The organism is Streptomyces sp. NPDC017202 (assembly GCF_044331705.1).
Classification (GTDB): domain Bacteria; phylum Actinomycetota; class Actinomycetes; order Streptomycetales; family Streptomycetaceae; genus Streptomyces.
The window spans coordinates 1-25,544 of the sequence record NZ_JBIRNP010000013.1; the positions used below are offsets into that span (position 1 = coordinate 1).

Consider the following 25,544-nt stretch of genomic DNA (forward strand, 5'->3'; position numbering starts at 1 on the left):
CCGGCTCGACATCCGCGCCCGCTATCTGCTCGATGGTGGTGTCGCTCATCAGGCGTCTCCTTGATCATCGGATCCGCCGATCATTGAACACTCCCGAACTGCTGGCAACGGGCGCCCGATGGAGGCGGTTGACTATTCCAAGCCGGGTGCACCCTGCACTAGCTGCGGCACTGCTTCTTCGGATAGCACCTGGGTATCTGATCATTCTCCGACCGGCAATGATATCGATGACCTGATGAGAGGTTTTTCCAATTGCAGCCCGAACAGTAATCTCTGTCCGGACGGCGACTACTGGAACACGCCTTTCATGCAGGATAGTGGACCGAGCCAGGCTTGCTTTGGCCGGCTTGCCTGCGCCAAGGCGCTTCGCTTCCTCCTGCGTAGTGACGACCTGGAAGAAGCCAAACGTATAGCGGCTAACTACTGCATCGATAACTTGAATGAATGCGTGGAAGACGCTGAGGCGTATGATCGCGGAAAGCTAATTGAAAGCTTCGTTGGCGCCCTAGTCGGCGGCGGTAAGGGTATCGCGGGCGTCAAAGGACTCGCGCGCCTCTGTAAGTGCTTCCCAGCAGGTACCGACGTTCTCATGGGCGACGGAACTACGAAGCGCATCGAGAACGTTGAGGTCGGCGACAAGGTTCTGGCGACCGACCCCGAAACCGGCAAGACTGGGCCGCGTACCGTGACCCGCCTGATCGTCACAGATGACGACAAGAACTTCAGCGAACTCTCCATCGCTACCGCAGATGGAATTGAACATCTCACGGCGACCCACGAACACCCCTTCTGGTCGCCGTCCGAGCGCAAGTGGATGAAGGCTGGGGCTCTCACATCAGGCATGACCCTGCTCACCGACGACGGTGACACGGTTGTCGTGACTGACAATCGCCCCTTCGCTAGGCATGCTCGCACTTACAACCTCACCGTCGACGACCTCCACACGTACTATGTGCTGGCCGGGACCACGCCGGTACTCGTTCACAACAGCAACTGCGGTGTGGGTGACGCCCTAAAGGGCTGGCAAACGCGCTACTTCCAGATGGGTGACCAGCATCTGCGCCTGACCAAAGAGCGGATGCAGCACATACTGGAGCGTCACCACCCTTCGTACCGCAAGGGGCCGGACAAGGCGACGCAGACGAACTTCAGGAAGAACATGTCGATCCAAGACGTCGAGGATGCGATTAGCAGCGTTACTCAACAGAATCGTGGACTCATTTCGAGTCGAGGAGTCAGCGACAGCTATCAGGTGGAAGGCGTTTACGGAGGGGTGACCTACACGATGGGAATTAGCAATGGCAGAATTGGCCAGTTCTACCCGCACTGATGACCGATGATCGTTGTCGAGAGCTACGCGATGATCCGCCCCCACGAGTTCATTCGATTTGAGTCGGTGCAGGATACCTCGACAGAGATTGACCTGATTGAAGGCGCGGTCGAGATTACTATTGGCGACTGTGTTCTGGTCGATACTCGACTCTGGGACTACCTGTACCCCTTGTGGGCCTATCTGGCAGATTCTGTTTCGACGCTACGGGCGACGGGGGCAGGCTCCTTCAGATTCCCGGACCAGCCCATCCAGATTGAATTTGATCGAGCATCTAAGGGGGTGCTACAGATAACTGTCTCTGGGGACGGAGAGACTAGAAGGGCCATTGCTAATGAGTCCGAGTTTCTTCAGGCTCTGCGTTCGCGCGGCTCGGATTTCTTTAGCGAGCTCTCAGCTCACTTTCCCGCAGAGCGGGCCCTGATCGAACGTAGTTGGAAGAAGCTTCTGCACGATCCGGTCGACTCCTTGCTGGCCGATATCCCGTGGGAGGAACGCGTTGGCGAGAGGCAGTCATCCGCTTTTCGCCAAGCGGAACGAGTTGTGGGTCGCCGCATGAACACTGCGCAGCGTGAGCGGCTGATTTCCGATGTAGCGGGACGGCGGCTGTCTTTCGGCGAGTTGGTCTCACGCGCTGAACGTGAGCTGTGCGGCGCACAGCCGGGCAGTTCTTGACATCATGTGCGTTCGCGGTAGCGAAACGGGAGCCCCATCAGCTGTCGCTGATGGGGCTCCAGTGGCTTCTGACGGCAGTAGTTGACGGCAACGTCAGCGGACGGGGGCTGCGCAAGGCAGCGGTTCGTGGGTCTGTCAAACGAGCGGGTCTGTTCCGTAGTCGGTGGTGACGGTGAGTGCTCGCCTGTGATCATTGAGCGTGCATGATGCGAACACGCTTGTGGGAACGGTGTTTTCGGGGTTGTCGGCGTTGGTCATCGAGGATGTGGCGGACGGTGGGGAGGTAGTCCGGGTTTCGGCTCGGACCCGGGATGTTCCCGTTCCCTGTCCGGTGTGCGGCGTGGTGACGGGGAGGGTCCACGGGTATCACGGCCGGACGGTGCGGGATGTGCCGGTCGACGGCCGGCAGGTCGTGGTCCGGGTGAGGATACGACGGCTGGTCTGTCCGGCCCTGGGCTGCAGGCGGCAGACCTTCCGAGAGCAGGTCCCCGGGCTCCTGGAGCGCCATCAGCGCCGCACCACACGTCTGACCGGCCAGCTCTCCGAGCTGGTCAAGGAGTTATGCGGCCGGGCGTCCGCCAGACTCGCCCGATCTCTGGCCGTGCCCGTGTCGTACGCCTCCGCCCTGCGGCTGCTGCGGCTGCTGCGGCGGGTGCCCGTGCCGGAGGTGCGGATCCCGCGGGTGATCGGGGTCGACGACTTCGCACTGCGGCGCCGGCACAGCTACGCCACGATCATCATCAACGCCGAGACCGGTGAGCGAATCGAGGTACTGCCCGGCCGCGAAGCCGCCACTCTGGAAGCCTGGCTGCGCGGGCATCCGGGCATCGAGGCCGTGTGCCGGGACGGATCGGCCACCTATGCCGAGGCGGTCCGCCGAGCCCTGCCCGACGCGGTCCAGATCAGCGACCGCCGGCACCTGTGGCACAACCTCGCCGAGGCCGTCCGCAAGGAGGTCGCCGCGCACAGCACCTGCTGGGCGAAAGCGGGCCCGCCCCCGGCCGAGGGGAGACAGGCCGCCACCACCCGCGAGCGCCGGCAGCAGGTCCACGCCCTGCGCGAGCGCGGAGTCGGACTTCTGGAGTGCGCGCGCCGCCTGAACCTGGCTCTCAACACCGTCAAGCGCTACGACCGCGTCGCCGAGCCCGAGCGCCTCATCCGCGCCCCCCAAGTACCGGCCCACCCTCGTGGATCCCTACCGCGATCACCTGCGCCGACGCCGGCTGGAGAACCCGGCCGTCCCCGTCACCCATCTCCTCCAGGAGATCAGGGAACTGGGCTACACCGGCAGCTCGAACCTGCTCGTCCGCTACATCAACCAGGGCCGAGTCGAGGCCGACCGGCCCGCACTCTCGCCCCGGCGCCTCGCCCGCTACCTGCTCACCCGACCCGACCGCCTCAAGGACCACCAGCGGGAACGCATCGAGGCCGCCCGCACCGCCTGCCACGAGATGACCGCTCTGGCCGACCTCATCCACCACTTCGCCGTGCTGTTGGATCCCGCCGATGGCAATGCCACCCTGCTGAGCACCTGGATCACCTCGGTCCAGGCCGAGGACCTGCCCCACCTGCATGCCTTCACCCGGGGCCTCGAGAAGGACCGCGCCGCAGTCGACGCCGCCCTCACCCTGCCGCACCACAACGGCGGCACCGAAGGCGTCAACAACAAAACCAAGCTGATCAAGCGCCAGATGTACGGCCGCGCGAGCTTCCCTCTCCTCCGCCACCGCATCCTCCTGGGCTGACGACACCCTCCGTCACCACCGACTACGGAACAGACCCGAACGATTTACAGTCCCGGATCAGGTTGTGCAGTCGAACAATTCCGAGCATGGCGTGGTGGACGCCGTCGCCCTTGAGGCGGCAGTCGCGCAGGATCTTCCAGGTCTTCATGCGGGCGAAGGCATGCTCGACGCGTGCCCGGATCTTGCGATGGGAAGCGTTGTGTTCCTCTTTCCAGTCGGGGAGTTCGGTCTGGCCCTTCTCGCGGCGGTGCGGGATGAGTAGGCCGGTGCCCCGGTAACCGCCGTCCGCGATCACCGTGGTCTTCCCGACGGCACCCTTGGCGCCGGACAGTTCCCACGCCTTGCAGTCGTTGCGGTTGCCGGGCAGCGGCCGGCCGACTGCGACGACGAGTTGAGTCTCGGCGTCGATGATGACCTGGTGGTTGGTCGAGTACCGGTAGTTCTTCGACTGCTCGGCGACGGTGTGATCGCGGGTGGGGACCAGGGTGCCATCCACGATCAGCACGGCGTCCTTGCGGAACCGCCTGCGCTGCTGGAACGCGAGCAACGGACCGAGGTGGACGATGATGCGGTCAGCTGCCGACTTGGACACCCCGAACAGCGGGCTAGCTGCCGCAACGTCAGGTTGGTTCGCCAGTACGCAACCACCAGCAGGACCCGATCCTCCAGCGGCAGCCTCCACGGCCGGCCCTTACGGACGGGATCCGCGCCCTCGCGCCGCAACGCGGTGATCAACTTTCTGAACTGTCGCGGGCTCAGCCCGGCGAACGAGGCTATCCAAGACGGCTCCGACGCCGTAATCACACCAGCCACGGCAAGAATGATCCCTCGTCAAGTCGCTCGTGACGGAGTTCAGTCCATCAGTAGCTCGTCAAGGCCCCGGACAGAACCCGGCGTGTCCATCTCATCAGCCATAGCTACCAGGGTCGCGTAGTACTGCCGGGTGATGGGGAGAGCATCCTCGTAGATCCACGAGCACATGGTGTCGAACGCCAACGCCTCCTCACCGTGTGACAGCAGATGGCGCACATCCGTGATGACCGCCTCTGAGGCGAGCGGCGAGTCCTCAAGCAGCGCCGCCACCCGCGCTCGACACGACAGGCTCACGGGCTGTCTCCACTCCATGGACGAGCGGATCGATGACCCCACATCCTTGCTGTTCAGCGAAGGGCTGTCGACTCACCTGATCAGTTACGGGACAGCCTTTAGATTATCGATGCTGCCGGCGTGCTGCCGTTCGTAGTCGACCGGGCTGCAATAGCTGAGTCAGGAGATTTCACTTCGCGAGACACATGGCAAGTGCCTACCTCGCCATCAATCAGGCCGGCGGGTCCGCTGAACAGTGGGCCCTCGGGGAAGCCGGGACACTTGGCGGACTTCAGGTCGCTGCGCGTGAAGGCGGCGGTCGTCTCCTTCATCCATTGCCCGAGGTTCCACCGCTCCGCGGAGGGCCGGCGCAGAAAGAGATGCACGTTCACCTGGGCCGGCGCATACCCGGTCACGATCTTCTTGTAGTCGCCGGGAAGGGGCACCCCCAGCTCGCGCTCCAACGTGAACCAGTCTGCGACCGGCGACGACGCAGGTCCTGCGGGCCCGAGGACTTTGGCTACGGCGTCTTCGGCGTCACGCGTCATTTCGTTGCCGTTCCTTGAGGCCGGATATCAGGGCGCGCAGGCCGGGTGACGTCGTGGTGAGGACGGTGTCCGGGGCGTCGCTCTCGCGGAGGTGGACGGTTCCGGTGGGGGAGGCGGCGACGTTAACGCAGTTCGAGCCGTCTCCGCTGAAGGAGGACTTCTGCCAGTTGAGGTCCTGCACGGCTGTTCCTTTCACAGGGACTGGATGCGGTGGTGGATGAAATCGCGTGACTCGGTGGCTGTCAGGGCGCAGGACTCCATGCGGTCGAGCACGGCTCGATACTTGTCCAACTGCGCTGCCGCGTCGAGGAACTCGCAGGCGCCGTGGTGTGAGTCCAGCTGGACGGTGTCGAGTTGGGGGACCGGGCCCTCCGCGTAGTCGAAGGACTGGCCGGTCGTGGGGAAATCGTTCGTCTCGAAGGGGATCACTCTGATCGTGACGTGGGGCAGTTCGCTCATGTCGATCAGGTGCTTCAGCTGCCCGCGAGTGACGACGGGGCCGCCGAAGCCCATGCGCAAGGCCGCCTCATGGATGACAGCTGTGTACGGGGCCGGGTTGTCCCTGTGCAGGACACCCTGACGCTTCATGCGGTGGGTGAGGCGGTGTTCGATCTCGTACTGCCGCATGGGTGGGACCACGGCTTGGAAAAGGGCTCGGGCGTGGTCGGTGGTCTGGAGCAGCGCCGGGATGTGGAAGAGGAGGGCCACGCGGAGTGCGGTGGCGTGGTGCTCCAGTTCGGCCAGGTCGACGAGTGCGACCGGCACGTGGTCGCGGTACTCCTCCCACCAGCCGCGGGTGCGACGGCCCGTCATGGCGGCAAGGGCGTCGATCAGCCGCTCGTCGGAGCAGTCGTAGCTGTGGGCCATCGAGCGGACCCGGTCGGCGCTCACCGGCGTGCGCCCTGTCTCGATCATGCTGATGCGCGCTTGGTTGACGCCGAGGAGCTGGGCGGCACCTGTGGTCGAGAGCCCGGTGTGCTCACGGAGTTTGCGCAGTTCCGCACCCAGCCTCCGCTGACGGAGCGTGGGGCTGTTGGTGGGCGGCACGGAGTCCCCTTCCTGGCCGCAGGACGGCGCTTCATCCCTCACACGAGTGAAGGTTAGAGGCTTACTGTTCAGTTCGTTAGATCTATCTAACCACCTGTCCTACGGTGGTCTTGTGCCCGCTCAACAGCCCTCGCCCATAAGCCGGAAGCGCACCCACCAGGCACTGCCACCGCCCGGCGTGGACCGTGAGCGAGTAGTCCGATTCCCCTTTTCCTCGGAGGAGTTCTCGTGGTCACCGTAGCCCCGCCCGACACCTGGGTGTACGCCCTTCGGCTGCCGCACGACCCCCGCGCCGCACGGGTCGCACGTATGACCGTGCGGGCTGTGCTGCGCGGGCACGGGAGGGAGGAAGTGCTCGAAGCCGTCGAGCTGTTGGCCTCCGAGCTGGCCACCAACGCCTACCTGCACACCAGGGGGCCCGCCTCCCTGCGGATGACCGCCCTCAGTGACGGGCGGATCAGGGTCGGCGTGTGGGACAGCCACCCGTACATCCCCGCGCCCTTCGCCAAACCGCCCGGGGACCGGGTGCCGCCCGCCGACGTTGACCGGGAGGGCGGGCGCGGGCTGTACCTCGTGCAGGAGTACGCGGACTGGTGGGGCGGGTGGCCGCTGGAGGGCGGCCGGCTCGGGCGGGGCGGGGGGAAGTTGTTGTGGTTCGAGGTCGGGGGAGGGCGCGGCGACGGTCTCGAAGGCTGAACGTCTTCGGTGACGGGAAAAGCAACTGCCCTGCAAGTGAAGTGACTTGAGCGTCCCGTTGTCAGTGGGCCCCGATACGTTCTGCGTGCGTCGCGGCTCGCGCAGCCGCGCCGCGCACCTCGTGGCCGGTACGACCGGCATGCCCCGGACGACGTAGGGACACCCATGGAACCCGTATTCGCCGACTTCTCCACCGACCCGGCACAGCTGTCGAACGCCGTGGTCGCCCACCACCGTTGCGGGATCGCCCCCTCGCACCTCGCGCTGGGCGCCGGCGGATACATCAGGCTGGACTTCACCGTCGGGGAGCGGGAGGAGATCGCCGAGGCCGTCGTCGTGGTGACCGTCGTCGGTGCGGGTGCTCCGATGGACGTCCTGCTCAACGGCAAGGCCCTCGCCGAAGAGTTGGCCGTACCGGGGGACGGAGGGCACGGCGACCCGCAGGTCACCGTCCTCAGTGTGCCGGGGGAGCTCCTGGCCGCGGGCGACAACCTGCTCGAGATACGCAACCCCGAGGGCGCGCAAGGGCTGCTGCGGCTGCGGGCCGTGACCGTGGATCCCGCGCACGACCGGGAGCGGTCGGAGCGCGCCAGGGCGGTCCGGACGGCCGGGCGGTCCGTCGTCGCCTTCACCACCGAGGTCCGTGCCCCCGGCTCCACCGCCTGGCAGACCGGCCCCCGGCTTCTCTTCCACATCGACAGCATCCACAGCGGCCACGGCGGCGAGCGGGCCGTGCCCGCGCACCTCGCCTGGCGCGGGGCGGACGGCTCGGAGGCGGCGATCGGGCTGCGCGCGGACCTGTCCGGTTTCCAGGGGTACCGGACGACCGCCGACGGCGCGGTCGTCGAGTACCGCGGCACCCTCGCCGACCGCCGGGCCTACCCCGAGGGCACGGCCGGAGCCCCGCTGCACCGGTTCTCCACCGAGGAGGGGCACGACGGCGCCTGGTCCCCCTCCGGCGAGCTGCGGCTGCTGCTCGACGACGGCGGGGCGGCCGTGGAGCGCGTGTCCTGGACCGACCGGCGGGGCACCACCGCCTCGGTCGTTCTCAGCTCCGCCCACAAGTGCGTCGCGGCGGAACCCGTCGGTGAGCTGCGGGACATCACCCGTACGGTCGTCGACGTCGAGGCGAGCGACGAGTTCGACCTGGTGGGCGAGGTCGCGGACAACCTGCTCACCAAGTCCTGGAGCAAGTGGCTGGCCAACGACGAGACCGCCGAGCTGGACTTCACCCTCGAACGCCCCTCCGCCGTCGCCGCGTACCGGCTGACCTCGGCGAACGACGCACCCGAGCGGGACCCGCAGGACTGGGAGCTCCAGGGATCGCACGACGGCGGCCACTGGACGACCGTGGACTCCCGCACCGGAGAGCGGTTCCGCCAGCGCCACGAGACGAAGGAGTACTCCGTCGCCTCACCCGCCTCCTACGCCCGCTACCGCCTGAACATCACCTGCAACCACGGCTCCGACCAGACCCAGCTCTCCCGGGTCCAGTTCCTCGCGGGCGAAACCCCGGCCACCGGGCCGACGCACGGTGCCGCCGACTTCACCGGCTACCGGGCGCCGCGCGGGGGCGACCCCGTCGGATACCGGGGCACGAGCGTCCCCGGCCCCTGGTCCGACACCCCCGGCCAGGAGGAGGGGAAGGAAGCGGGGCAGGCCCTGCAGAAGCTGCTCGCCGGCGACCTGGGCGAGACGGCCCGCGGCCTGGACGACGCCGCCCGGCTCATCGGCAAGCTGGCGGCGTACCTGAAGAGTTCCTGACGCCACGGCGGCCCGTCGTGACGGGCGGGTCGGGGGCGGCGTGCGGGACGGCCGTCCGCACGTCCCCGCGCCCTTCGCCGAGCCGCCCCAGGTGTCGTGGGCTCGAGGCGGCTCCGTCCGCCTCCGCCGCTACTTGAGGTCGATCATCCGGACGGGCTGTCCGGTCGTGCGGGCGATCGTCTCGAAGTCGCGGTCGTAGTGGAGCAGTGTCAGTCCCGCCTCCTCCGCGACGGCCGCGATCAGCAGGTCGACCGGTCCCGCGCTGCGGTGTTCGCCCTTGGAGGTGAGCTGCTCCTGGACGACGCGAGCGCGCCGGAAGACCCCGTCGGGCATCGGGCACCAGGTCAGCTCGTTCAGTCGCGCGGCGATGATCTCGCGGTCGTTCGTGGAGCGTGCCGAGTACTGCACCTCCAGCTCGGTGATGTCGCACAGGGCGATCAGTCCGGCACCGATGCGACGCTCCCAGTCCTCGGTCGCCTGGCGCAGCAGCACGCGGGCGAGGGCCGAGGTGTCGATGAGGTAGTCGGCCACGCTCAACGGGCGGCACCACCACGGTACGTGCGCTTGTCCAGAAGTGCTTCGGCGTCGAGGCCGCCGTCCGCCGCCAGATCCTGCAGGTCATGGAGGGCGCGCAGGCGACGGTTGCGTGCCACTACTTCGCGCAGGGCCGTGTTGATCGTGTCGCGCTTGGTCGTGGTCCCCAGTTCCTTGGCGGCCGCTTCCAGCGCTTCGTCGTCGAGGTCGATCACCGTACGGCTCATGACTCTCCTCCATGTATACGCAGATGTGTATCAATGTATCTGATCGAATGTATACGGGTGGGTCGCTGGACGCCCGTCCCGGCCACTCCTTCGGTCCGGCCGTTGCCGGTCCCCGCAGCGCCGTCCCGCACCTGCGCGCGTATGCCTGCCGCGACTGCCGGATCATCGGGCCGCCCGCGCGGGTGTACCGCTCGGCCGGGCGGCCGAAGGCCGTGGCGGGTGGCGTCGGCGTATTCCGGGAAGGGGTGCGACCCTTCGGTCGCCGGGCGGGCGTCGCGCTTCCGCGGCCCCGATCCGTTGCTTCATGCTTTTGTCGGGCAAGTTTTTATTCCGACTCCGGGTGCCCCGTTCGGGCGACCTGTTCCCCCCGAATGCAGCACATCACCTCTCGCGCGGCGCTCGTTATGTGGGAGTGACAGAGCAAGAAAAAAGTGGAGAGGCGATCCTGTCTCTGACGATCGGCGGCCGTGTTTTCACCGGCGCCGGAGTGCAGCTCCGTACCTTCTCGGACCTGCTGGACGACTTCCATGACGCCATCGACGGTATCGAGAGGGAATATCTGAGGGCGACTCGGAGGATTTACGGAGGGGAAGCTTCCGCGATGTACCTTCCGTCGCGGTCTCGTGCACTCGACATGACGTCCTGAAAGAGGGCACGGAGAAATTTCAGATGGACAGGTCCAGTAATAACGGCCATTTCTACAACCAGCCTTATGTCCCGAGGGCGGGGGACGAGCCGAGGGGGCCGTACGACAGCATTCCCTTCCCGGTCCAGCAGTCCTGGGACAGCGCACCCCACCCCGCCGCCCGGGACGGCGCACCGCACGCCACCGTCTGGGACAGCTCGTCGCACGCCACCGTGTGGGACGGCGTGCCGCACCCCGCCGCCTGGGACGGCGCACCGCACGCCACCGCCTGGGAGGGCGCACCGCACACCGCCGTACTGGACGGCTGGGACCCGGACGAGGAGCTGGCCGCGATGCTGGCGCCGGCGCAGGCCCAGCAGCCCCCTCCCGAGCTCCCGCCCCTGCCCCTGGACCGGCCCCACCACAGGGGCGACCGGCGGCGGACGCGTCAGGAGCCGGACCTCCCGGCCGGTCGACGCGTCACCCACGCCACGGTCCTGATCGCCGCGATCTTCGTGTGCGCGGCATGCCTGCTGGGCTGGTCGGTCTCCTACACCTACGGGCAGCTCCGCGTGATCGCCGAGGGCATGCTGCCCGACGCGGTGGCGCAGTGGTGGCCGCTCGCGGTGTACGGGCCGTGGTTCGTGGCGGCCCTGTCGATCCTGCGGGCCACCGTGCAGCACCGGCGCGCGCACCGTTCGTGGAGCGTCCTCCTCACGGCCTCGGCGGTGGCCGTGGCCCTGTGCGTCGGTCACTCCTCCCGCTCGCTCATGGCGTTCGTGATGTTCGGAATGCCGCCCGTCACCGCGCTGGTGTGCTTCTGGGAACTCATCGGCCAGGTCTCCTCCAGGCAGGGGGCCACCCGGCAGGGGGCGCACGCGCAGCGGAGTACCGGGACGTGAGGAACCGCCGTCCGCCCGGCCGGCTGCCGCGCTACGGGACCGGTGGGGGCGGGGCGGCGGGCGGACGGGAGGCCGCCGTCAGGCGTCCTCGCCGCCCGACAGGCGGCGCAGTACCGCTCCGCACCTGCGGGCGTAGGCCTGCTGCAGTTGGCGGGTCGCCGGGCCGCCCGCGCGGGCGTACCACTTCGCAGGGCGGCTGAAGGCCGCGACCGTCAGCCAGACCGTGCCGTCGCCCGTGCGGTCGACGACGAAGGACTCCTCGCCGGACTCCGGGTGACCGGGCAGGGTGCCGTAGGCCCAGCCGGCGCGGCGGCGTTCCTCGACCGTCCAGACGACGCGGCAGGGGGCCTTGACGACGCCCGCCAGGGTCACCGTGACGTCCACGCCCCGGGCCGCGCGGTCGGCGCTCGTCTCGACGCCGACGCCGAGGGCGCGGTGCATCTCCCAGGTGAGGACGGCCTCGGCGGCGCGGCGGAAGACCTCCTCGCCCTCCCCGAGGCGCGTGCGCACGTGCAGGGCGTGGAAGCCGGGCGGGCAGAAGCCGGGCTCGCGGGTGGCGCCGACGTCCTCGTACGTGAAGTCCCCAACTGACATGGGACCCAAGAGTAGGGCGGCACCCGGGGAGTCCTCCTCCCGGGTGCCGCCCCGTCTCATTCACTCACACCGGTGACTCGCGTCAGGCGACGTTGACCGCCGTCCAGGCGGCCGCGACCGCCTTGTACTCCGCGCTGGTGGAGCCGTACAGGGCCGACGCCGCGCTCAGGGTCGCCGTACGGGCGCCCGCGTAGTTCGTGGTCGACGTCATGTACGTGGTGAGCGCCTTATACCAGATCTGGGCGGCCTTGGCGCGGCCGATGCCGGTGACCGTGGAGCCGTTGTAGGTGGGGGAGTTGTAGCTGACCCCGTTGATCGTCTTCGACCCGCTGCCCTCGGAGAGGAGGTAGAAGAAGTGGTTGGCCGGGCCGGACGAGTAGTGCACGTCCAGGTTCTTCAGCGTCGACGACCAGTAGTTGGCCGAGGCGCCGTCCTTGCTCGGCTGGTCCATGTAGCGCAGCGGGGTGCCGTTGCCGTTGATGTTGATCTTCTCGCCGATGAGGTAGTCACCGACGTCGGAGGAGTTCGCCGCGTAGAACTCGACCGCCGTGCCGAAGATGTCGGAGGTCGCCTCGTTCAGGCCGCCGGACTCGCCCGAGTAGTTCAGGCCCGCGGTGTTGGAGGTGACGCCGTGGCTCATCTCGTGGCCGGCCACGTCCAGCGAGGTGAGCGGCTTGGTGTTGCCGGAGCCGTCGCCGTACGTCATGCAGAAGCAGCTGTCGTCCCAGAACGCGTTGACGTACGCGTTGCCGTAGTGGACGCGGGAGTAGGCGGCGACGCCGTTGTTCTTGATGCCGTTGCGGCCGAAGGTGTTCTTGTAGAAGTCCCAGGTGGTCTGGGCGCCGTAGGCCGCGTCGACGGCGGCCGTCTGGTCCGTGGAGGAGCTGGAGGCCGCGCCGGTGCCCCAGGTGTCGTCCGCGTCGGTGAACAGCGTGCCCGCGGAACTGGTGGTGCTGCGCGCCTTGTTGTACGTCTTGTGGCCGCCGCGCGAGGTGTCGTACAGCTGGTACGTCGAGCCGGACAGCGTCGTGCCGAGGGTGACCGTGCCGGAGTAGAGGCTCTTGCCGGTGCCGGTCTCGACGCCCTGGTACTCGTACAGCTTCGCCCCGGTCGCCGCGTCGGTGATGACGTGCAGCTCGTTGGGGGTGCCGTCGTCCTGGAAGCCGCCGACGACGGTCTCGTAGGCCAGGACCGGCTTGCTGCCGTTGCCCGCCCAGATCACCTTGCGGGGCGCCTGCGAGGCCTCGGTGTCCTCGGAGCCCGCCGCCTTCGCCAGCGACAGCGCCTGGCTCTCGGCCTTGGCGGCGCCCACGGCCGGGGTGGTCGAGGCGACCTTGATGGTGGCCGTCGTCGCCTTGGTGACGCCCTTGTTCGCGCCGGCCGCCGACTCGTGGACGACCAGGTCGCCGCCGAGGACCGGCAGGCCCGCGTAGGTGCGCTCGTAGCGGGTGTGGACCGTGCCGTCGGCGTCCTTGACGACGTCTCTGACGACGAGCTTCTCCTGGGCGCCGAGGCCTATCTCCTGCGCGGTGGAGGCCGCGTCGGCCTGCTTGTCCTGGATGAGGGCGGTGCGGGCGGCCGGGGCCAGCGCGGTGGGGACGGCGAGGGGCTTGGCGGCCGTCACGTCCGCGGAGGTCTGGGCGACGGCGCTGCCGGTGGTGAGTCCGGTGGTGAGGAGGGCCCCGGCCGCGACAGCGGTGGCGATGGCCAGGGTGGTGCGCTTGCGACGCGCGTAGAGGGAGGACACACAAGCTCCTTGGGTGTGGGGGTGCCCGGACGGCGTGGGGTGGCCGGCCGTGACGGCTGTGAAGTTGTGCGGCGGGTGACAGGAAGATTGGCATCCAAGTCGCGTACATGTCATGACCCTGAAGTGATGTTGGCCGAAAATCGACCAACCGATGAACATTGCCGTTCTGTAAACAGGCGTGAGCTGGGTCAAAGGCCAACAGGAGGCGGGCAATCGGATGGCAAAAAGAGGACGCCGCCCCGGGAGCCGAAGCTCCGGAGCGGCGTCCTGCGGGTGGGGGGTGGGCCGGCGTGCGGCCCCCTGTCACGGTGCGGCGGAGACCTACGGGAAGGTCAGCGACCAGCCGTTGATGTAGCCCGTGTCCGCGGCCGCGTTGTCCTGGACGCGCAACGTCCAGACACCGTTCGCGACTTCGGAGGACGCGTTCACCGTGTAGGTGGTGTTGATGTTGTCCGCGCTGCCGCCGGTGCCGTACGCCTTCAGCGTGTACGCCGTGCCGTCGGGGGCGAGCAGCTGCACCTGGAGGTCACCGATGTAGGTGTGGACGATGTCGACCGCCACCGCGAGGTTGGACGGCGCGTTGCCCGTCCGGCCGGAGACGGTGATCGGCGAGGTGACCGCCGCGCCGTTGTCCGGAATCGATACGTCGGTGGTGGACTCGAAGGAGGTGCCGCCACCGCCGCCACCGGGCCGCGAGCCGACCGCGATGCCCGCCCACGCGTTCTGCACCGCCGTGTACTCGGCGCTCGTCGTGCCGTACAGCTCACCGGCCGCCGCGAGGGTGCCGGTGCGGGCGCCCGCGTAGTTGGTGGTCGAGGTGAACTTCGTGGTCAGCGCGCGGAACCAGATCTTCTCCGCCTTCGCCCGGCCGATGCCGGTGACCGGCAGCCCGTCCGAGGTGGGCGAGTTGTAGCTGACCCCGTTGATCGTCTTCGCGCCGCTGCCCTCGCTCAGCAGGTAGAAGAAGTGGTTCGCCGGGCCCGAGGAGTAGTGGACGTCGATCGAGCCGATGCCGGAGTACCAGCTGTCCTTCGACGAGCCGTCCTTGCTCGGCTTGTCCATGTAACGCAGCGGCGTGCCGTCGCCGTTGATGTTGATCTCCTCGCCGATGAGGTAGTCACCGACGTCGGAGGAGTTCGCCGCGTAGAACTCGACGGTCGAGCCGAAGATGTCCGAGGTCGCCTCGTTCAGCCCGCCGGACTCGCCGCTGTAGTTGAGGCCGGCCGTGTTGGAGGTGAGCCCGTGGGTCATCTCGTGCGCGGCCACGTCGATCGCCGTCAGCGGGTTGGCGTTGCCGGAGCCGTCGCCGTACGTCATGCAGAAGCAGCTGTCCGACCAGAACGCGTTCACGTAGTTGTTGCCGTAGTGGACGCGGGAGTACGCCCCGACCCCGTCGCCGCGGATGCCGGAACGCCCGTGCACGTTCTTGTAGTAGTCCCAGGTCAGCTGGGCGCCGTAGGCGGCGTCGGCGCCGGCCGACTCCAGGTTCGACGCGCTGCCGTTGCCCCAGACGTCGTCGGGGCCGGAGAAGAGCGTGCCGGTGCCGGAGGTGCCGCGGTTGAGGTTGTACGTCTTGTGGCCGCCGCGGGCGCCGTCGGTCAGGTTGTACGTCGACCCGGACTGCGTGCTGCCGATGGTGACCTGACCGCTGTACACCGTGTTGCCGGTGCCGGTCTCGATGGCCTCCCACTCGTACAGCTTGGCGCCCGTGGTGGCGTCCGTGACGACGTGCAGTTCCTGCGGGGTGCCGTCGTGCTGGAAGCCGCCCACGACCGTCTCGTAGGCCAGGGTCGGCGTGCCGTTCGCGGCCCAGATCACCTTGCGGGGCTCGCGGTTGACGTCGGGGCTCTTGGCGTCCTCCGCCTTCGCCGCCGACAGCGCCTGCGCCTCGGCCTTGGCCGCGGGCACCTTGGCCGTGGTGGTGGCCGGCTTGATGGCGGCGCGGGTCGCCTTGACGACCGACTGCGTGGCGCCGGCCGGGGTGGACTCGACGACCAGGTCGCCGCCGAGGACCGGCAGGCCCGCGTAGGTGCGCTCGTAGCGGGTGTGGACCGTGCCGTCGGCGTCCTTGACGACGTCCCGGACGACGAGCGCCTCCTGGGCGCCGAGGCCCAGTTCCTTGGCCTGCTGCGCCTTGCCGGCGTTCGCGTCGCGGATCAGCTCGGCGCGCTGGGCGGGGGTGAGGCGGACCGACTCGGAGCCCGGTATCGCCTGGCCGGCCGCCCGCGGCGACTGGCCGGGGGCGGCCGTCGCGGCACCGGACTGCACGGCGGCGGCGATGAGCGCGGAGACGCCGACGAGGGCGAGGGCCGCGGCTCTGCGGGAGGGGGTGGGGGATGTGCGTCTGCGAGAGGGACTGCTGCTCAACACTGACTCCTTCTGCGCGGCCGCGGGTCACGCGGCCGGGGGAGACCGCACGGCGGGTAGGCCGCGCGGGCACAACTAGGGCCGTACGCAGAACGGGTGAAGCTGTGGGGTTGCTGTGCAGTAGCAGTGGGAAGAGTGGCAGCCGACAGCGCTATCTGTCAGGAGCGCGTCAGGAAGTTGGCTGGAAACGGTTCGTTGTCCGGGAGTTCATGTTCGATATACGGAGAGATCACCACGGATCGCCCATGGCCCCTGCCGCCGCACGGCGTCCCACGCGCGCCGCCCCCCGTACGGCGTCCCACGCGTACGGCGTCCTACGCGTGCCGCGTCCTACGCGTGCCGCCGCTCCCCGTGCCACGTCCCCCACAGCGCCGCGTACGCCCCGCCCGCCCGCACCAGCTCGTCGTGCGTGCCGAGTTCGGTCAGCCGGCCGTTCTCCATCACGGCGACCCGGTCCGCGTCGTGCGCGGTGTGCAGCCGGTGGGCGATGGCGATGACCGTACGCCCGCGCAGCACGGCGGCCAGGGCGCGCTCGGTGTGCCGGGCGGTCGCCGGGTCCAGCAGGGCCGTCGCCTCGTCCAGGATCAGCGTGTGCGGGTCCGCCAGCACCACCCGCGCCAGGGCGAGCTGCTGCGCCTGCGAACCGTCGGTGCGGCGCCGGTCCGCGCCCACCTCCGCGTCGAGACCTCCGGGCAGCTCCCGCACCCAGTCGGCGGCACCGACCGCGGCCAGCGCCGCCCACAACTCCTCCTCCGTCGCGGCCGGTTCGGCGATCAGGAGATTCTCGCGGACCGTGCCGAGGAAGACGTGGTGCTCCTGGGTCACCAGGACGACCTGCCGGCGCAGCGCCTCCGGAGCCAGGTCCGCGACCGGCACCCCGCCCACCGTGACCGAACCCGCCGTCGGCGCGTCCACGCCCGCCAGCAGCCGGCTCAGCGTCGTCTTGCCCGCACCCGACGGGCCCACCACCGCGAGCCGCTCCCCGGGCCGCACCGTCAGGTCCACCCCGCGCAGCACCTCGCCGCCGCGGTCGTAGGCGTACCGCACGCCCGTCACGTCGATCCGGTCGTCCGCCGGAGCCGGCGCGCCCCCCTCCGGGCCGGACCGCGGGGCCCGTGCCAGCCCCTCCACCCGCGCGAACGAGGCGCCGCTGCCCTGGAGCTGCTCGACGCGCATCAGGATCTCGTCGAGCGGCCCGGTGAACTGCCGCAGGTACAGGGCCGCCGCCACCACCGCCCCGAGACTCAGCGCCCCCCGCGCGTGCAGCATCCCGCCCACCAGCAGGACCCCCGCGACGGGCAGCGAGTACGACACCTCCACCACCGGGAAGAACACGCTCCGCAGGAACAGCGTGTGGAACCGCGTGCGGCGCGAGACCTCCAGCGCGTCCCGGCTCGCCGCCGTCCGCCGCGCCTGGAGCCGGAACGCCTCCACCGTGCGGGCCCCGCCCGCGGTCTCCGCGAGGACGTCGGCGACCTCCGAGGTGGCCGCGCCCTCGGCGAGGTACCCGGCCCGCGCCCGCCGCAGGTACCAGCGCAGCGCCCACCAGATCGGCGTCAGCCCGAGCACCCCGACCGCGCCCAGCAGCGGGTCGATCACGAACACCGCGCCCAGCAGCAACGACGCCTGCACGGTGCAGACCAGCAGCTCGGGCCCGGCGTCCCGCAGCGTCGTGCCCACCGCCGCCACGTCGGCGGTGCCGCGGGTGGTGAGGTCGCCGGTGCCGGCCCGCTCCACGACCGACGCGGGCAGCGCCAGCGTCCGCTCGACGAAGCCCTCCCGCACCCGCGCCAGCGTCCGCTCCCCGAACCGGTGCCCCGCGTACCGGGCCCAGCGGGCCAGCAGCAACTGCGCCAGCGCGCACCCCAGGATGGCCGGAGCCAGCCGGTCCACCGCCGCGACGCCGCCGCCGGAGCGCACCTCGTCGATGATCCTGCCGAGCAGCCAGGGCCCGGCCAGACCGGCCGCGGCGGCCAGCACGTTGAGCGTCAGGACGGCGGCGAAGGCCCGCCCGTCGGCCCGCACCAGACGGCCGGTGGCCCGCCGCACCTCGGCCTGCGAGGCCACCGGAAGCCGCCCCGACACCCCCTCGCCGACCCCGGCCGGAACCTTCCCTCCCGACCCGGCCGGAACCTTCCCTCCTGCCCCGGCCGGCCCTTTCCCGTCCGACCCCTTCCCGCCCGACCCGGCCGGCCCCTTCCCGCCCGACCCGCCCGAGCCACCCGCCGTCATCGCACAGCCCCCTCTACGGTCCCGTCCCCTGCCCCGCCGCTGCCCTGCGGGTCTCGCGGGTCCTGAGTGTCCTCCGCGTCCCGCGCCACCAGCGCCCGGTACCCCGGCTCCGTCTCCAGCAGCTCCCGGTGCCGGCCGCTCGCCGCGACCTTCCCGTCGACCAGGTACAGCACCCGGTCCGCGTGGTCGAGCAGCAGCGGGGAGGTGCTCGTCACGACGGTCGTCCGGTCGGCGCGCGCTTCGCGCAGCCGCCGCGCGATCGCCGCCTCGGTGTGCGCGTCGAGCGCCGACGTCGGCTCGACGGCGAGCAGCACCTCGGGGTCGGCGAGCAGCGCCCGCACCAGCCGTACCCGCTGCCGCTGACCGCCGGACAGGCTGCGGCCCCGCGCCGCCACGGGGGAGTCGAGCCCGTCCGGCAGAGCCTGCACGATGTCCTCGGCGGCAGCCGCCCGCAGCGCCCGGTCGATCTCCGCGGCGGACGCGTCGCGCCGCCCGCCCACCAGCTCGCGCAGGCTGCCGGCGAACAGGTCCGCCTCGTTGTCGGCGACCAGGATCCGCTCCCTGACCTGTGCCAGGCCCACCTCGTCGACGCGCACGCCGCCCCAGGTGACGTCGGTCGGCCCGTACCGGCCCAGCCGGTCGATCACGGCGGCCGTGTCGGCGGGCCGCGCACCGGCCAGCGCCGTCAGCAGACCCGGCGCGACCCGCACACCGGAGACGGGGTCGTACAGCACCGCCGGCCCGGCGGGCGCGTCGGCGGTACCGGTGGCCGGGTCGTCCGGCTCCAGCCGCAGCAGCCGTACGACCCGGCGGGCGGCGACCACGCCCCGGCTGAGCTGGTAGCCCATGTCCACGATGAACGCGACCGGGCCGACCAGTACGGCCACGTAGCCGTACACCGCCACCAGCTCGCCGACGGTCAGCTCGCCCCGGGCCGCGAGCCGGGCCGCCAGCCACGTCACCACGGCGAGGAACACCGTCGGCAGGCCCGTACCGAGGGCCTGCATCCAGCTGGTGACCGCGCCGACCCGGTAGCCCTGGGCGCGCAGCCGCTGCGAGTCGCGGTGGAAGGCGTCCGCGATCAGCCTCTTGCCGCCGAGGCCGTTGAGCACCCGCAGCCCGCCCGCGAGGTCGCCGATCCGCGCGGTGAGCACCCCCTGCCGCTCCCGGTACTCGCCCTCGGCGCCCTGGAGCCGCCCCATCAGCGGGCCGACCAGCACGGCGATCACCGGCATCCCCAGCAGCACGACCGCCGCGAGCAGCGGCGAGACCGACAGCAGCACCCCGGCGACGACGACGTAGACGACGACCGCGCCGACACCCGGCCCGATCATGGTCAGGGACGTGGCGATGGTCTGCACGTCGCCGACGCCGATCGTGACGACCTCACCGGCCCCGATCCGGCGCGGCAGCGCGGCGCCGAGCCGGACCGTGTGCCCGACGACCAGCTTCACCGTGCGGAAGTTGGCGTCCATGCGCACCCGGGTCATGGTGCGGTGCCGCGTGATGCTCACCCAGGCGTTGAACGCCTCCACCAGCAACAGCGCGGCCGTCCAGCCCGCCAGCGCGGCCGTGTCACCACCCTCGAGACCGTCGTCGACCGCCCTCGCCATCAGGTACGGCACGAGCGCCATCAGCACCATCCAGACGCTGGACAGCACCGCTCCCGCCACCGCCCGCCCCGGCTGGCGGCAGGTCAGCCACCACAGGTACGACCAGCCGCCCCGGCAGTCGGGCGTGCCGGGGTCGGCGTAGGCGTCGATCGGCTGCCGTCCCGTGCGCCGGGCCCTCACGCGAGGCTGTCCCGCCAGGCGCGGTGCAGGTCCGCGAACCGGCCGGTGCCCGCGACGAGTTCGTCCGGGGTGCCGTCCTCGACGATCCGGCCGTGCTCCATGACGAGCACCCGGTCGGCGATCTCGACCGTCGACAGCCGGTGCGCGATCACCACCGCCGTACGGCCCCTCAGGACCGTCGCCATCGCCGCCTGCACGGCCCGCTCGCCGGGCACGTCGAGCGAACTGGTCGCCTCGTCGAGGATCAGCACCGCCGGGTCCGCGAGCAACGCCCTCGCGAAAGAGACGAGTTGGCGCTGGCCGGCGGAGATGCGGCCGCCGCGCCTGCGAACGTCCGTGTCGTAGCCGTCGGGCAGCGCGCTGATGAACTCGTGCGCGCCGATGGCCTTCGCCGCCCGCTCGATGTCCTCCCGGCTCGCGTCCGGCCGTCCGAGCGCGATGTTGTCGGCGACCGTCCCGGAGAACAGGAACGCCTCCTGCGTCACCATGACCACCCCGCGCCGCAGCTCGGCCGTCGCCAGCTCGCGCAGATCGACGCCGTCGAGCAGCACCCGGCCCGCCGTCGGGTCGTAGAAGCGGGCGAGGAGCTTGGCCAGGGTGGACTTCCCGGCGCCGGTCGAGCCGACCACCGCGACCGTCTGCCCGGCGGGCAGGGTGAGGTCGAAGCGGGGGAGGACCTCGCCACCGGTGCGGTAGCCGAAGCCGACGCCGTCGAAGACGACCTCGCGGCCGGGCATGCCCGGCCGGCGGGCCGGCAGCTCCCGGGGCGCGGCCGGCTCGGGCACGGACGGCTCCTGGGCCAGCAGCCCCGCGATCTTCTCCAGGGAGGCTGCCGCCGACTGGTAGGAGTTGAGGAACATGCCGAGCCGGTCGATCGGGTCGTACAGCCGCCGCAGGTACAGCACCGCCGCGGCCAGCACGCCCAGCGCCAGCGAACCGTCGGCCACCCGCTGGGCGCCCCACAGCACGATCAGCGCGACGGCGGTGTTGGCGACCAGCCGGGAACCGACGACGTACCGGGCCATCTCCAGCAGGGCGTCGCCGTTGGTCCGCTCGTGCCGCTGGTTCAGGACCCGGAAGTCGGCCTCGTTGACGGCCTCGCGGCGGAACGCGCGCACCGGCCGGATGCCGTTGACCGTCTCCACGAACTTCACGATCACGGCGGCGATGGCCGTGGACCGGGCGGTGAACACCCGGCCCGCGCGCCGCTGGTAGACCCGGACGAGGAGGTACAGCGGCCCGAACGACGCCACCGCCACCGCACCGAGGCCCAGGTCCAGCCAGAGCAGCATCGCCGAGATGTAGAGGAAGGACAGGACGACCGTCACCAGCTCCTGGAGGCCCTCGCTGAGCAGTTCGCGCAGCGACTCCACATCGGTGGTGGAGCGGGAGATGAGCCGGCCCGAGGTGTAGCGCTCGTGGAAGTCGACGCTCAGCGCCTGCGCGTGCCGGAAGATCCGGCCGCGCAGATCCAGCAGCACGTCCTGGTTGACGCGCGCGGAGGCGATCAGGAACGCGTACTGGAGCCCGCCGCCGGCCAGCGCGCACCCCAGGTAGCCGACGCCCACCGCGACCAGCGGCCCCAGGTCGTCCTCCCGGAACGCCGGCACGGCACGGTCGATGGCGTACGCCACCAGCAGCGGACCCGCCTGCACGGCCGCCTGCTGGAGCAGCAGCAGGAACGTGGTGAGGGCGACGCGCGCCCTCATCGGGGCGAGCAGCGAGCGCAGCAGGGCGCCGGTGGCGCCCGGCGGGGTGGGCAGGACGTCCCGGTCGAAGGCGTCGGCGTCCTCCCGGGCGGCCGTCGGGTCCCGCTCGTCGTCGGCGGTGGAGGAGGCGGCGGTCGTGGGCGCGGTCATCGGCGGTCGGCCTCCTGGTCCCCGGACATCAGACGGGCGTACTCGGCGTGGGTGCGGAGCAGTTCGTGGTGGGTGCCCACGGCGGTGATCCGGCCGCCCGACAGCAGGGCGACCCGGTCGGCGAGCAGCACGGTGGACGGCCGGTGCGCGACGATCAGCGCGGTCGTGTCGGCGAGGACGCGGCGCAGGGCGGCCTCCACGGCGGCCTCCGTGTGGACGTCCAGCGCGGACAGCGGGTCGTCGAGCACGAGGAACCGGGGCCGGCCCACCACCGCCCGCGCCAGCGCGAGGCGCTGCCGCTGCCCGCCGGACAGGCTCAGCCCCTGCTCGCCGACCTGGGTGCGGGTGCCCTGCGGCAGCGCGTGCACGAACTCGGCCCGGGCGACGGCCAGCGCCCGCTCCAGGTCGCCGTCGTCCGCGTCGCCGCCGGCGCCCATCAGCACGTTCTCCCCGACGCTCGCGGAGAACAGCGTCGGCTCCTCGAAGGCGACGGCCACCTTCGCGCGCAGCTCCTCGCGGGACATCGCGGTGATGTCCTCGCCGTCGAGCGTGATCCACCCGGAGGTCACCTCGTGCAGCCGCGGCACGAGCGCGGTGAGCGTGGTCTTCCCGCTGCCGGTGGCGCCCACCAGCGCCATGGACTCGCCGGGCCGGACGTGCAGGTCGACCCGGTCGAGGACGGGCGGGGAACCGGGCTCGGCGTCGGGGTAGCGGAAGGTGACCCCGTGGAACCGCAGGCCCCCTTCAGGGGGCGACGCGTACCCGCCGGGGGCCGCCGGAGCCGGAGCCGGGTCCTCCGGGACGGGGGCCGCCGGAGCCGAGCGCTCCGCGACGGGCGTCGGCGCCGGGGCCGGGGCCGACGGCCGTCCGGCGGGGACCCCGTCGTCCTCCGGCTCCGCGTCCATCACCTCGAAGTACCGTTCCGTGGCCGTCGCCGCCTCCTGGCTCATCGCCAGCAGGAAGCCGATGGAGTCCACCGGCCAGCGCAGGGCGAGGGCCGTGGAGAGGAAGGCGACCAGGGTGCCCGCGGACAGTTCGCCGTCCGCGACCTGCACCGTCCCCAGCACCAGCGCCGCGCCGATAGCCAGCTCGGGCAGGGTCACGATGACCGCCCAGATCGTCGCCAGCAGCCGCGCCTTGCGCAGTTCCGTCCCGCGCAGTGTCGACGACAGTTCGTGGAAGGCCCGCGCCTGGCTGCGGTGCCGGCCGAAGCCCTTGACGACCCGGATGCCGAGGACGCTCTCCTCGACGACCGTCGTCAGGTCGCCGACCTGGTCCTGGGCGCGTCGCGCCACGCGCGCGTACCGGTTCTCGAAGACCACGCACATGACGATCACGGGGATCGCGGGCCCGAGGATGACCAGTCCGAGCGTCCAGTCCTGAAGCAGCATGATGGTCACGCCGACGAGGATCGTCACCCCGTTGACCAGGAGGAACGTCAGCGGGAAGGCGAGGAACATGCGCAGCAGCATCAGATCGGTGGTGCCTCGGGAGAGCAGCTGCCCCGACGCCCACCGGTCGTGGAAGGCCACCGGCAGCCGCTGCAGGTGCCGGTACAGGTCGGCCCGCATCTCCGCCTCGACGTGCGACAGCGGCCGTGCCACCAGCCAGCGCCGCAGCCCGAACAGGAGCGCCTCGGCGATCCCGAGCAGCAGCAGGTACAGCGCGCCCAGCCAGACGCCCGCCGGGTCCCGGTCCGCGACCGGCCCGTCCACCATCCACTTGAGGACGAGCGGGATCACCAGCCCCGTGCAGGAGGCGACGACCGCGATGGCCGCGGCGGTGGACAACCGCGCCCGGACGGGCCGCACGTACGGCCACAGGCGCAGCAACGTCCGTACGGCGGAACGATCCTTGGCGGGTGCGGGTGTCGTGAGCATCAGGAGCGAGCCTACAAATCACCACTGACGACGCCCACCGAGTTTCGGCCGGTCCGGGCTCGGTCCTCGGACCTACGACCTGCGCGTTCGGGTCCTCGAACGGGTCGGGCCCGGGTCCGGCGGCAGGCGGATGTCACCCGGTCGGCCGATCCGGTTTCGAGCCGGACCCGGCCCGGCCGGGACCGGCCGGTCAGCGGTCGGCGACGCGCATCTCGAACCAGGTCGTCTTGCCGCGCGGCAGCAGGTCGACGCCCCAGCGGTCGGACAGCTTGTCGACGAGGAACAGCCCCCGGCCGCTGACGTCCAGCTCCTGGACCGGCATCAGACAGGGCAGCCCCCGTGAGGGGTCCCGGACCTCGACGCGGATCCAGCCCCGCCGCCTGCGCAGGCGCAGCCCGAAGGCACGGGCACCGGTGTGGCGTACGGCGTTGCCGACGAGTTCCGAGACGAGCAGGACGGCGTCCTCGGTCATCTTGGGGGTGAGCTGCCAGCGGCGGAGGACGACGACCTGGGTGAGGCGCCGGGCCGTGGCGGCGGATTCGGGGCGGGACGGCAGCTGGACCTCCGCGTCCGAGGGGTCACCGAACAACTCCAGTGCCTTGAGTCCCTGTTCGTCCTCGACCGCGGGCGACCAGCGTGCCGCGGCCACACGCCCGTGCCCCCGCGGCTGTTCGATACCCTCCAGCCCCGCCATGCCCCCATCATGGCGGCCCGGGGCCCCGCGCGGGGCCGTTCCGGGGGAATACGCCCCCCGGAAGGCCCCGTTCCGCCCGAATCGACCGGCATGTTCCGGAGGCGCTCGGATGCCGGACGCAACCCCTCTGACCTGCTAAGACGCCTCGTCGAGGGGCGACTGCCGGGCTTCCTCGGCGAGGCGGCCCCGAGCGCCGCACAGTTGCGGCGAAGCGCCCCGTCGGGGCCCCCGCACGGGGCCCGGCCGGGACCCGGGGGCGAGGACCCGGCCGCACCCCGGATGAGACACTCCGTCAATTGCAAGGGCTCCGGCGGGCTTTCGGCGAGACGAGTCTCACATCGGTCCCGTCCCGGAGGCCGCCGGAACGGCCTCACCGGAACTTCGCCTTGCCCGGCCCCTCCTCCACGAAGCTGCGCATGCCGGTCTCCCGGTCCGGGGTGGCGAACAGGCCCGCGAACCAGTTCCGCTCCACCGCGAGACCCGTCTCGATGTCCGTCTCCAGACCGGTGTCGACCGACTCCTTGGCGGCCCGCAGCGCGAGCGCCGGACCCTGCGCCAGCTTCGCCGCCCACGCGTGCGCCTGCGCGTACACCTCGTCGGCCGGGACCACCCGGTCCACCAGCCCCAGCGTCAGCGCCTCGTCCGCCTTCACCGTGCGGCCGGTGAAGATCAGGTCCTTCGCCCTGGACGGGCCGATCAGCCGGGACAGCCGCTGGGTGCCCCCCGCGCCCGGGATCAGGCCGAGCAGGATCTCCGGCTGGCCCAGCTTCGCGTTGTCCGCGGCGATCCGGAAGTCCGCGCACAGCGCCAGCTCGCAGCCGCCGCCCAGCGCGTATCCGGTCACGGCCGCGACCACCGGCTTGGGGATGCGGGCCACCGCCGTGAAGGCGTCCTGGAGGGCGCGGGCGCGCAGCACCATGGCCGTGTGGTCCATGAGCTGCATCTCCTTGATGTCCGCGCCCGCCGCGAACACCTTCTCGCCGCCGTACACGACGACGGCCCGCACGTCGTCACGGCGGCCCGCCTCCTCGGCGAGTTCCTTCAGCCGGTCCTGGGTGGCGACGTTCAGCGCGTTCATGGGCGGGCGGTCCAGGCGCAGCGTGCCGACGCCCTCGGCGACTTCGAGATTCACGGTCATGCCAGCAGGTTAACGGCGACTAACGGGAGCGGGCCCGGTGCCGTGGATCACAGCACCGGGC

19 protein-coding genes and 3 pseudogenes are annotated in these 25,544 nt (G+C 70.7%); 6 read left to right on the top strand and 16 right to left on the bottom strand.

The genetic code is table 11. The annotated features are described in order from the left end of the window. Window positions 1-556 precede the first annotated feature (556 nt). From ACH4N1_RS23655 to ACH4N1_RS23665, 3 genes and pseudogenes are all read left to right on the top strand, one after another. Window positions 557-1,000: pseudogene (locus tag ACH4N1_RS23655) on the top strand (polymorphic toxin-type HINT domain-containing protein); the annotation flags it as partial. Window positions 1,001-1,336: 336 nt separating this feature from the next. After that, window positions 1,337-2,005, top strand: coding sequence for a hypothetical protein (locus tag ACH4N1_RS23660; protein ID WP_398099853.1), 669 nt, complete (start codon window positions 1,337-1,339; stop codon window positions 2,003-2,005). Window positions 2,006-2,234: 229 nt separating this feature from the next. Beyond that, window positions 2,235-3,750 (top strand): annotated as a pseudogene (locus ACH4N1_RS23665) (ISL3 family transposase). Window positions 3,751-3,772: 22 nt separating this feature from the next. Here the strand turns inward: ACH4N1_RS23665 and ACH4N1_RS23670 are convergent. The 5 genes and pseudogenes from ACH4N1_RS23670 to ACH4N1_RS23690 form a co-directional block, all read right to left on the bottom strand. Beyond that, window positions 3,773-4,563: pseudogene (locus ACH4N1_RS23670) on the bottom strand (transposase). 39 nt (window positions 4,564-4,602) lie between these two features. Next, complete coding sequence (locus ACH4N1_RS23675) at window positions 4,603-4,857, bottom strand: MafI family immunity protein (protein ID WP_398099854.1); 255 nt, start codon at window positions 4,855-4,857, stop codon at window positions 4,603-4,605. Window positions 4,858-4,955: 98 nt separating this feature from the next. Beyond that, on the bottom strand, window positions 4,956-5,384 hold the full coding sequence (locus tag ACH4N1_RS23680) for a hypothetical protein (RefSeq protein ID WP_398099856.1): 429 nt from the start codon (window positions 5,382-5,384) through the stop codon (window positions 4,956-4,958). Further along, window positions 5,374-5,565 (bottom strand): DUF397 domain-containing protein, encoded by a 192-nt coding sequence (locus tag ACH4N1_RS23685; RefSeq protein ID WP_398099857.1) that lies wholly within the window; start codon window positions 5,563-5,565, stop codon window positions 5,374-5,376. Before ACH4N1_RS23685 ends, ACH4N1_RS23680 begins: the two co-directional genes overlap by 11 nt. An 11-nt stretch (window positions 5,566-5,576) precedes the next feature. After that, window positions 5,577-6,431 carry a helix-turn-helix domain-containing protein gene (locus ACH4N1_RS23690; protein WP_398100074.1) on the bottom strand — a complete coding sequence of 285 codons (855 nt, stop codon included), beginning with the start codon at window positions 6,429-6,431 and terminating at the stop codon, window positions 5,577-5,579. A gap of 228 nt (window positions 6,432-6,659) precedes the next feature. Here ACH4N1_RS23690 and ACH4N1_RS23695 point away from each other — a divergent pair, with 228 nt between their 5' ends. Then, window positions 6,660-7,127 (top strand): ATP-binding protein, encoded by a 468-nt coding sequence (locus ACH4N1_RS23695; RefSeq protein WP_398099858.1) that lies wholly within the window; start codon window positions 6,660-6,662, stop codon window positions 7,125-7,127. A gap of 165 nt (window positions 7,128-7,292) precedes the next feature. Further along, window positions 7,293-8,891 (top strand): alpha-1,2-mannosidase, encoded by a 1,599-nt coding sequence (locus tag ACH4N1_RS23700; RefSeq protein WP_398099859.1) that lies wholly within the window; start codon window positions 7,293-7,295, stop codon window positions 8,889-8,891. 129 nt (window positions 8,892-9,020) lie between these two features. On the opposite strand, the gene ACH4N1_RS23705 is transcribed toward ACH4N1_RS23700, so the two are convergent. Further along, window positions 9,021-9,428, bottom strand: a complete 408-nt coding sequence (locus ACH4N1_RS23705) for a PIN domain nuclease (RefSeq protein WP_398099860.1) — start codon at window positions 9,426-9,428, stop codon at window positions 9,021-9,023. Beyond that, window positions 9,425-9,652, bottom strand: coding sequence for a type II toxin-antitoxin system VapB family antitoxin (locus ACH4N1_RS23710; RefSeq protein WP_398099862.1), 228 nt, complete (start codon window positions 9,650-9,652; stop codon window positions 9,425-9,427). Before ACH4N1_RS23710 ends, ACH4N1_RS23705 begins: the two co-directional genes overlap by 4 nt. 669 nt (window positions 9,653-10,321) lie before the next feature. On the opposite strand from ACH4N1_RS23710, the gene ACH4N1_RS23715 reads away from it, so the two are divergent. Beyond that, entirely contained in the window at window positions 10,322-11,179 is an 858-nt protein-coding gene (locus tag ACH4N1_RS23715; RefSeq protein ID WP_398099863.1) for a DUF2637 domain-containing protein, read from the top strand. A gap of 78 nt (window positions 11,180-11,257) precedes the next feature. Here the strand turns inward: ACH4N1_RS23715 and ACH4N1_RS23720 are convergent, their stop codons facing one another. From ACH4N1_RS23720 to ACH4N1_RS23760, 9 genes are all read right to left on the bottom strand, one after another. After that, complete coding sequence (locus ACH4N1_RS23720) at window positions 11,258-11,773, bottom strand: DUF1990 family protein (protein ID WP_398099865.1); 516 nt, start codon at window positions 11,771-11,773, stop codon at window positions 11,258-11,260. 82 nt (window positions 11,774-11,855) lie between these two features. Further along, a complete protein-coding gene (locus ACH4N1_RS23725; protein ID WP_398099867.1) occupies window positions 11,856-13,520 on the bottom strand; it encodes a M4 family metallopeptidase in 1,665 nt (554 codons plus the stop codon). Window positions 13,521-13,841: 321 nt separating this feature from the next. Continuing rightward, window positions 13,842-15,887: a M4 family metallopeptidase gene (locus tag ACH4N1_RS23730; RefSeq protein ID WP_398099869.1), complete on the bottom strand. Its 2,046-nt coding sequence runs from the start codon at window positions 15,885-15,887 to the stop codon at window positions 13,842-13,844. A 330-nt stretch (window positions 15,888-16,217) separates the two neighbouring features. After that, entirely contained in the window at window positions 16,218-17,954 is a 1,737-nt protein-coding gene (locus ACH4N1_RS23735) for an ABC transporter ATP-binding protein (protein WP_398099871.1), read from the bottom strand. A 161-nt stretch (window positions 17,955-18,115) separates the two neighbouring features. Beyond that, window positions 18,116-19,912, bottom strand: a complete 1,797-nt coding sequence (locus tag ACH4N1_RS23740; RefSeq protein WP_398099873.1) for an ABC transporter ATP-binding protein — start codon at window positions 19,910-19,912, stop codon at window positions 18,116-18,118. Further along, the gene (locus ACH4N1_RS23745) at window positions 19,909-21,771 is read right to left on the bottom strand and encodes an ABC transporter ATP-binding protein (RefSeq protein WP_398099875.1); all 1,863 of its coding nucleotides are present in this window, start codon (window positions 21,769-21,771) and stop codon (window positions 19,909-19,911) included. Before ACH4N1_RS23745 ends, ACH4N1_RS23740 begins: the two co-directional genes overlap by 4 nt. After that, window positions 21,768-23,651: an ABC transporter ATP-binding protein gene (locus ACH4N1_RS23750; protein ID WP_398099876.1), complete on the bottom strand. Its 1,884-nt coding sequence runs from the start codon at window positions 23,649-23,651 to the stop codon at window positions 21,768-21,770. Before ACH4N1_RS23750 ends, ACH4N1_RS23745 begins: the two co-directional genes overlap by 4 nt. Window positions 23,652-23,841: 190 nt before the next feature. Beyond that, window positions 23,842-24,345, bottom strand: a complete 504-nt coding sequence (locus tag ACH4N1_RS23755; protein ID WP_398099878.1) for an ATP-binding protein — start codon at window positions 24,343-24,345, stop codon at window positions 23,842-23,844. 370 nt (window positions 24,346-24,715) lie between these two features. Next, window positions 24,716-25,483: an enoyl-CoA hydratase/isomerase family protein gene (locus tag ACH4N1_RS23760; RefSeq protein WP_382787396.1), complete on the bottom strand. Its 768-nt coding sequence runs from the start codon at window positions 25,481-25,483 to the stop codon at window positions 24,716-24,718. Between the last annotated feature and the right edge of the window lie 61 nt (window positions 25,484-25,544).